Genomic DNA, 8,169 nt, shown 5'->3' on the forward strand with positions numbered 1-8,169 from the left:
AGTAGAGGTCCCCGATGTAGACCGCTTCCGCGGGGGCGACCCGGGCAGCATCGAGGGCGAGCCTGAAGATCCTCGGGTCAGGCTTCTCCACGCCGACGACGGCCGAGTCCAGGACGAAGTCCAGATGGCGGAAGAGCCCCAGCTCCTCCAGGATCCCCTGCACCGAGCCGTTGGAGTTGGAGACGACTCCCGTAGTCACGCCCTCGGCGCGGAGCCGGCGGAGGACTTTCTCAGCTTCGGGGTCCGCCTGGTTCCACAGCCCGACCGGCAGGTTATAGCTGCGGCGCCACTCGGCGAGGGCGCGGCTCGTCGCGGGATCGGTGATCCCGAGCTCCTCCAGGAGGTAGCGGAAGTAGTAGCCGGCCACGGACTGGCTCTCGGTCGAGGCTCCGGGCGCCAGGTGGGGGTCGAGCCTGACCCGAGCCCGGTGCTCGGCCCGGCCGACCTCCTCAGGCGTTCTCCCGATCCCGCGCAGGGTGAGTTGCTCGACGATGGCCGCGTAGTTGATCTGCAGGAGCGTGTTGCCGGCGTCGAAGAAGACGGCCCGGAGGCGTTCGAATCGCCTTGAGGGTTCCATGAGAAAAAGGTAGCATACCCCGCGGGAGTGGCGCGTCACGGGCGGTCCGAAGTCCGGCACGCGGAGGAGTCTGCATGCTCACGCTTTGCGGAAAGGAGCGCAGGGAGGGATCCCGGCACACTGGCGGTACAGCGTGCCGCAGGGCAACCCGGCGGAAGGCAGGAAGGTGTACATCGAGCTGGAGTGCTTCAGCCGCCACAGATCAAGGGGGAGCAGCTCCCCTACGGAACAGCACGGTGGCAAGGCTCATTAGGGCCGCGGCCTGCGGACTCGCCGTCGGACTCGCATGGCTCGCCTGGACGACGCCAGGCTGGGGCGCGGCCCTCTATGTGACGAACACGAAGTCCGACTCCATCTCGGTCATCGACACGAACACGTTCGAGGTGACCCAGACCATCCCCGTGGGCAAGGGGAAGCCCAACCGCATCGCCTTCCACCCGGACGGCAAAACCGCCTGGGTCGTCTACGACAAGAGCCACGACATCGGGGTCCTCGACGCTGACGCCGGACGCGTGGTCAAACGAATCCGCGCCGGCCAGAACCCATACAATCTCGCGTTCTCCCCTGACGGCAGGTACTGCTACGTGCTGGACTGGGGCGACGTTGATGAGGTCATCGTCTACGACCTCAAGGCCGAACGGGTGGACGGGCGGATCGAGGTCCCGACCTGGCCGGCCCACGGCGTCTTCACGCGGGACGGCAAGACCTTTTACGTGTCGAGCGAAACCGCCGGCAACGTGAGCGTCATCGACACCGCTTCGCGCAGGATCACCCACACGGTGTGGACCGGGGGGAATGCCATGGGGCTAGCCCTCACCGCCGACCAGCGCTGGCTCTACGCGGCAGCCGGCGAGGAACGGAACGTGGTCAAGGTGGACACCGCCACGAACACGGCGACAGGGGCGATCGCCCTGCCCGGCATCGTCCACGAGGCCGTCCTCACCCTAGACGGCCAGTTTCTCTACACGACCCTCCGCAAGGCGAACAAGCTCGTCGTCGTGCGGACCGCCGATGAGCGCGTCGTGGCCACGACCCCCCAGCCAGGCTACCCCGACCTCGTGGTCATGGAGCCGAGCGGCCGCTACGCCTTCGTGACGAACCGCTGGGCCGGCGTGGTCACGGTCATCGACGTGAGGACCCACACCCAGGTGAAGGCCATCCCGGTGGGGAAGGCGCCCCACGGCATGGCGCTCCGGCCGAGGTAGCGCTCGGGCCGCGCACAGGGAGGAAACCGCATGAAATGGCTCTGGCTCTTCGTTGCGGGAGTGATGCTGAGCGGATGCGCCGCCATGCAGTTCGGGAGCCCGCTGGCGACGGCGGAGCTGAGAAACGCCAAGGGCGAAACGGTGGGGTCCGCCAGCTTCTGGGAGGACGGGAACGGTGTCCGTATCGTGGCCCAGGTCCGCGGCATCCCGGCGGGCAGGCACGGCACGCACCTCCACGCGGTGGGAAAGTGCGATCCTCCGGAGTTCACGACCGCCGGCGGCCACTTCAATCCCGGCGGCAAGAAGCACGGTCTGAAGAACCCCGCCGGGCCCCACGCCGGCGACCTGCCAAACCTCGAGGTCGCTGCAGACGGGACCGGACGGTTCGAATACGTGACGAAGCTCGTCACGCTCGCTTCGGGGCCGACCTCCCTCTTCGACGCCGACGGCAGCGCCCTGGTGATCCACGCCAACCCCGACGACGACGTCACCGACCCGACCGGCAACTCGGGCGGGCGGATCGCCTGCGGCGTGATCAGGCGGGCACCGCAGCCCGCGCCGAGACCGACGTCAGGCTACTGATCGCTTGGCGGAGGCCGCAGATCGTCAACCCGTAGCAGGGGGCCGGCGCTGGAGAATAACCTTTCTCGTGAGCGCCGGGGTCTTCCTGGCCCTGGCCCTGCTCGTTTACATTGCCGGCCAGCTCCCAGGGGAGCAGGACCTCTACCAGGCCATTGTCGACCGGGCCTCTCCAGGAATCGTCGCGGTTTTCCAGTGGGTCAACCAGCTTGGCAACAAGTGGGTGCTCGCCCCTGCTGCCCTCGTCCTCCTGCTAGTCCTCCGGCCCGCTCACCGGCGCTGGTGGTTGTGGATCAGCGTTCTCGTGGGCGCCCCGGTGCTCGAGGATCTCGTCAAACCCGTTGTCGGGCGGCTCAGACCCGAGGGAGGCTCGCTCGGATTCCCCAGTGGCCACGTCACGGCCGCCGCAGCGTTCTTCTTTCTCGCGGCGTACCTCGGTGGCAAGGCCGCAACTAACCGGCCAATGCGCATCGGCCTCTGGCTGGCCGCAGCCGTGCTCGTGGGGCTGGTGGGCCTGGCCCGCATCGTGCTCAGGGCTCACTGGCCGGGAGACGCGGTGGGTGGGGCGGCGCTGGGCCTCGCCTGCGTCGCCCTCGCCGCCTGGTGGCACGAGCGTCACGCCTACCCTGTCTCCACGCAGCAAGAGTAGCGCGGCAAGACAAAAATTCGGCTCACGAGCGCATGCTACAATAGCCACGCAGAGGTCGACGATGGGAACCTTCTCGGTGGAAGTGACGGTAAAAAACCTGCGGGAGCCGGGACGCAACCGAATGGTCTCAGTCCTGGTCGACACGGGCGCCACGTATATGACGCTCCCCCGAGACGTAGTCGAGACATTGGACTGTCAACCGGTCGGCAACCGACGGGTGCTGCTCGCCACTGGGCGCGAGGAGGAGTGGCCGTTGACCGTAGTTCTTCTCACTCTTGACGGTCAGGAACTGCCGATAGTCTGCTTGATCGGGCCAAACGGCGGACCGGCTGTTCTGGGCGCGGTAACCCTGGAGGAATTCGCTCTCGGGGTGGACCCGGTCGCAAAACCCCTCGTGCCAGTGCGGAGCTACCTCGCCAATTCGGTCGTCAGACGCTCGGTCACCCGCGCACGGTCGAGCCGCCGGAGATGCAGAAGACCTCGCCCGTGATGTACGCGGAGTCGTCGGAGGCGAGGAAGAGCGCGAGGTTCGCCACGTCAGCCGGCTCGCCCAGCCGTCCCAGAATCGCCTGCCGCTTGCGCTCCTCGAAGTAGCCGGGTGGGTAAATCCGGTTGAGGAACTCGTTGTAGATCACGCCCGGCGCGATCGCGTTGGCGCGGACGCCGTACTTGCCCGCCTCCGCGGCCACCGAGCGCGTGAAGGCCATGACCCCGGCCTTGGCGGCGCAGTAGTGGGCCTGGCCGACGCCGGAGGCGATCCAGCCCGCCACCGAGGCCATGTTGATGATGACGCCGTTCCCCTGCTTGATCATGTGGGGCAGCACCGCGCGTGCCGCGTAGAAGGTCCCGGTGAGGCAGACCCCCAGGACCAGGTTCCAGGTCTCGTCCGTCATCTCCCATACGGGCTCGAGCTTGTTGATGCCCGCGTTGTTGAAGAGGATGTCGATCCGGCCGAAGCGCTCCACCGTCGCCTGGACCATGCTCTCGATCTGGTCCTTCTGCCGGACGTCCACCGTGAAGGCCGGCACCTCGCAGCCGTAGTCCTCACGCACCTTGGCCGCTACCTCCTGAACGCGTTTGGCGTGGGCGTCGGAGATCACGACGTGCGCCCCCTCCCCCGCGAACTTCCGCGCCACGGCCTGGCCGATCCCGGCCCCCGCCGCCGCCGTCACCACCGCCACCCGATCCTTGAGTTTCATGCTCTCCTCCCCGACGTCTGGCACTACTTGGGCCGCCGGCGGAACCGCGAGAAGTCCGGTGGCCGCTTCTCGAGAAAGGCCCGCGCCCCTTCCTGCTGTTCCTCTTCCCAGAACTCGCGCGTCGTGATGTAGCGGCGGAACTGGTCCCCCTGCCCCAAGAGGTAGTTGAATTCCTCCACGAAGGAGGCCTTGAGGATCCTGAGGCAGGTCGGAGAGAGCGCCAGCAGCTCCTGGCACCACCGGTCCACCTCCGCGTCGAGCTTCTCGTAGGGGACCACCGTGTTGACCAACCCCATTTCCAGCGCCTGACGCGCGGTGTACCGACGGCAGAGCATCCAGATCTCGCGAGCGCGCTTGGCCCCGACCACCCGGGTCAGGTAGCTCACGATGGCCCCGCCCGCCGGGCTTCCGACGCGCGGCCCGTTCTGGCCGAAAATGGCGTGCTCGGCGGCGATCGTGAAGTCGCAGAAGTAGGCGATGTGGTTGCCGGCTCCGATGGCGTAGCCGTTCACGCGCGCGATGACCGGCTTCGGGCAGCGGCAGAGCGTGACGTGGAAGAAGAAGGGCTCCAGCACCTGCCGCCTGAGCCCGCCTTCCTTTTCCCAGTTCACGTCCCCGCCGGCGCAGAAGGCCTTGTCACCGGCACCGGTCAGCACGATGACCCCCACCTCCTCGTCGACGCCCGCCGCCTCCACGGCCAGGGTCATCTCCTTGAGCGTCTCGCCGGTGAACGCGTTGTACTGCTTGGGACGATTGATCGTGATCCGCGCGATCTGCTCCCGCACCTCGTAGAGGATGTCGTTGTAGTCCACCGAAGCCTCCCTCATTTGCGGACCCACCGGCCGTCCTCGGTCTGGATCCACTCGCCCCGCGCTGCCCTCTCGCGGTTCACCTTGGCGAAGGCGGCCTGGACCCGCGCGAGGTCTGCCGGCGGCATGTTGTTCTGCTGGAGCAGAGTCCGGTAGAGCGTCATCCGATCGCGGTTCTCCGCGGCGATCAGCGCCGCGACCTCCGACGCGCACCCCTGCCCTGGCCGAGCCTCGAGTAACCCCTGAGCGTTCTCCCCGAGGCACCCGCGCTCCTTCCACTGTTGGACCTGGGGGAAACGCTGGCGGCGCGACTCGATGGACGCCATCACCTCGGGGGTACGCGTCCGGAGCTCGGGCACCTGGGCCTCGGCCGGAGTCGGAGCGAGCCAGCCGAGCGTCCGGCGGAAGCCGGGATGGTCGCCCCGCTTCTCCTCCTTGGCGGGCGGAGGCTTGACCGGCGGCCCCTCTTTCCCGCCGCGCACCAGGTCCTCGATGCTCGAGGCCGCCTTTTCGATCTTCTCCTGTGGAAACGTCACGTTGATGGTCACGGCGAGGCATCCGGTAAGGAGCCCCAGCGCGAGGGCGAGCCGGCCCCCGCTCGATGTCATCCGCCTGAACGTCATCAGCGATCCCTCCTCGTCTGCGCGCCCAGGATCCTCATCACTCTCGAGAGCGGGAGGTTCTCGATGTTGATGGCGCGGATCTTGGGCGGAAAGATCCCCAGCCGCTCTCGCCCCTGAAGGCTCAGCGAGAGCCGCGTCTCGCGCTGGTCCATGTAGAGCTGGCCCTCGAGCGACTTGTAGCGGAATTCGCCGAGCCCCTCGAGGGTCTTCCGCACCACCCCGAGGGGATCCTCGGGCGCGCCCACCAGCAGGTTCTTGAGAACGTCGATGGAGACGACGCCGCCGGGGGGCTCGACTTGGAACTGGCCGGCGACCTCGACGCCGAAGGCGCGGCTGTGGATTAGGCCGACCACATAGCGCGCCCGGCCGGTAACGCGCGCGGCCTGGAATCCCGACTCGGCGAAGAAGCGGGCCACGTCCACGCCGGACCCCTCGAAGCGGAAGCGGATGGGAAGCGAGGGGTCCCCGAGGTCCGCCTGGATCCAGCCGGCGCCCGTCCCGCCGTAGTGGGCATACGTGGTCTCGGGCAGATTCACGACGCCGTCCTGGAGCCGGGCGGGACTCGAAAAGCGCTCGAACGCCAGCCCGTACGCCGTGAGCGACTCCACTGTCACGGTGCCCGGCGGCACCGTCCCCTCGACGCCGTGCCAGACCGGGATATTCCCCGCCAGGCCGGTCAGCTCTGCGCCGAGCCCCGGGAAGGACGCCTGCGGGATCCGGACCTGCGCCTCGCCCCGGAACCGGGGCGCGCCAGCCTGGGACCATGCGAGCCGACCGTCGAGGCGGCCGGACCCGCTCAGGGCGTAGCTGAGCCCGGGGACGAACCGAGGCAGCCGACCGAGATCCGGGACGGAGATCTGGAGCGTGTACTGCCGCTCGACGAACGAGCCTTCGCCCGTGGCGGACGCGCTCGCCTCCACGATCGCGGGGCCGCCGGGGCCGGACAGCGTGAGGCCGACGCGGTCGGGGGCGCCGAGCCCGCGCCACGGCGCCGAGCCGGGAAGCTGAAACCGGAGCTGTGCCTGCCCGGCGAGCCGATGAACGGCGCCGGCCAGCCGGGCGTCCAGGGCCCGCGCGGCGATGGAGCTCTCGGCCAGCATCTTGCCGTCTCCAGCGGGCGAAACGGTCACCACCAGCTCGAGCACCGGCGCCCCGAGCTGGACCTGTCCCCACGCCACGACGGCCCGCTCAAAACGCGCGGCGAGGTGTGCCGACCGGAGGGCGGGACCCTCGGCCCATGCGACTTCCGCGGCGACCCGGCCGCCAGCGACCTCTCCGGCCAGGTCCCGGGGTAGCCGATCGGCGACAGCGAAGCGCGCGAACCAGCGCTGCAGGCGAGCCTCGCCCACATGGACTACTGACCTCGCCGTGCGCTCTCCGGCGTCGAGCTCGAGCGACCCGCGGACCTCGGTTCCTTCCACGGCACCCCGAACGGCCAGCGCGAGGCGCGGAGCAGCCATCAGGCCCGAGAGCTGGCCCGATCCATCGAGCGCGAGGGAGGCTCCCCAGCCGACCGAGAGGCGCGGGAGGTCCAGGCGGCCGTCATCGGGAACGTAAGAGGCTGACGCCGAGACGGTCAGCGGCGGCGCCGCACCAGTCGGCGTGAGGGTGACCTGGCCGGCCAGCTCCAGCCGACCCGACCCGGGAAGCCTGAGCGTCGCCTCGCCCGAAAGCTCCCTGGTCACCGCGAGCGCCGCCGGCCAGAGGCCACCCAGAGCGCGGGGATCGCCGTTCGCCGTGAGCCTGAGCTCCAGGACATCTCCCGTCACCGATCCGGCGCCCGCGATGACCAGCGCCGGGCCCGACTCCGACCCGGCAGTGAGGCGGAGCGCCAGCCGGCCGTCACCCGACTTTTCCCCGGCGAGGTCGAAGCGGGTGAGCTGCCCGTGGACCTTGAGCTCGCCGCCCGAGAGCGTGAACGCCCCGCTGGCTGGCCAGTGGAGGAGCCGGGTCACGAAGCCACGGAGCTGCTCGAGCGCGGCGCCCGTCGGCAACGCGGCCGGCGCCGCGGCCTGCTCGACCGTGAGCGAGGTGGAGACAACTCGGACCCGGAGGTGCTGGCCGCCGGGGCTCACGAGGAGCCGGAGCAGCCGCCCCTCCACGCGGATCTCCCGGATCGTCAGCTCGCTGGTCCACGGGCCGGAAGGCGGCACCCGGATTCCCGCCAGGGTCAGATAGCTGGTCCCGTCGGTCGCGACGCGGGTGATCCGGACGGGATGCCCGAGCCGCTCGCTGAGGATCGCGGAGAAGATCCGCCCGGCGCGCCGCTCGTCGCGGCCGATGAAGAGGATCCCGAGCAGAACAACCACGACGCCGAGGCCCAGGAGCAAGCCAGCCGCGAGGAGAACGGGGTGGGCGCGCAGGCCGGCACGGCGGGACATGAGCCTATGCTACCAGACCCGCGCGGCCCCCACGAGGGAGGGGCTCGAGACCCTAAAAACGCTCTAAGGAGCCCAACGCCGCACCAGACCTGACAAGTCGTGCACCCATTTGGTGAAAGGAGGACCAAAGGGGGCAGTCGTAGTATC

The 8,169-nt window shown here is 69.1% G+C and carries 9 protein-coding genes; 4 read left to right on the forward strand and 5 right to left on the reverse strand.

The annotated features are described in order from the left end of the window. On the reverse strand, positions 1-577 hold a 577-nt coding region (locus HY726_15095; protein MBI4610324.1), incomplete at its 3' end, for an HAD-IA family hydrolase. Positions 578-813: 236 nt separating this feature from the next. Between HY726_15095 and HY726_15100 the strand changes: the two genes are divergently transcribed. From HY726_15100 to HY726_15115, 4 genes are all read left to right on the forward strand, one after another. Further along, a complete protein-coding gene (locus tag HY726_15100) occupies positions 814-1,782 on the forward strand; it encodes a beta-propeller fold lactonase family protein (GenBank protein MBI4610325.1) in 969 nt (322 codons plus the stop codon). Between the two features lie 30 nt (positions 1,783-1,812). After that, entirely contained in the window at positions 1,813-2,364 is a 552-nt protein-coding gene (locus tag HY726_15105; protein MBI4610326.1) for a superoxide dismutase family protein, read from the forward strand. Between the two features lie 67 nt (positions 2,365-2,431). After that, entirely contained in the window at positions 2,432-3,010 is a 579-nt protein-coding gene (locus tag HY726_15110; GenBank protein MBI4610327.1) for a phosphatase PAP2 family protein, read from the forward strand. Positions 3,011-3,071: 61 nt separating this feature from the next. Further along, positions 3,072-3,500 carry an aspartyl protease family protein gene (locus tag HY726_15115; protein MBI4610328.1) on the forward strand — a complete coding sequence of 143 codons (429 nt, stop codon included), beginning with the start codon at positions 3,072-3,074 and terminating at the stop codon, positions 3,498-3,500. Here the strand turns inward: HY726_15115 and HY726_15120 are convergent. From HY726_15120 to HY726_15135, 4 genes are read right to left on the reverse strand one after another with little or no spacing between them, the layout of a single operon-like run. Further along, the gene (locus HY726_15120; protein ID MBI4610329.1) at positions 3,451-4,209 is read right to left on the reverse strand and encodes an SDR family oxidoreductase; all 759 of its coding nucleotides are present in this window, start codon (positions 4,207-4,209) and stop codon (positions 3,451-3,453) included. The two genes, HY726_15115 and HY726_15120, sit on opposite strands and share 50 nt — an antisense overlap. A gap of 23 nt (positions 4,210-4,232) precedes the next feature. Further along, on the reverse strand, positions 4,233-5,036 hold the full coding sequence (locus HY726_15125) for an enoyl-CoA hydratase/isomerase family protein (protein MBI4610330.1): 804 nt from the start codon (positions 5,034-5,036) through the stop codon (positions 4,233-4,235). Continuing rightward, positions 5,033-5,641, reverse strand: a complete 609-nt coding sequence (locus tag HY726_15130) for a YdbL family protein (GenBank protein MBI4610331.1) — start codon at positions 5,639-5,641, stop codon at positions 5,033-5,035. Before HY726_15130 ends, HY726_15125 begins: the two co-directional genes overlap by 4 nt. Beyond that, a complete protein-coding gene (locus tag HY726_15135) occupies positions 5,641-8,022 on the reverse strand; it encodes a hypothetical protein (GenBank protein ID MBI4610332.1) in 2,382 nt (793 codons plus the stop codon). Before HY726_15135 ends, HY726_15130 begins: the two co-directional genes overlap by 1 nt. Between the last annotated feature and the right edge of the window lie 147 nt (positions 8,023-8,169).

Source organism: Candidatus Rokuibacteriota bacterium (assembly GCA_016209385.1).
In the GTDB taxonomy this organism is placed as follows: Bacteria; Methylomirabilota; Methylomirabilia; order Rokubacteriales; family CSP1-6; genus JACQWB01.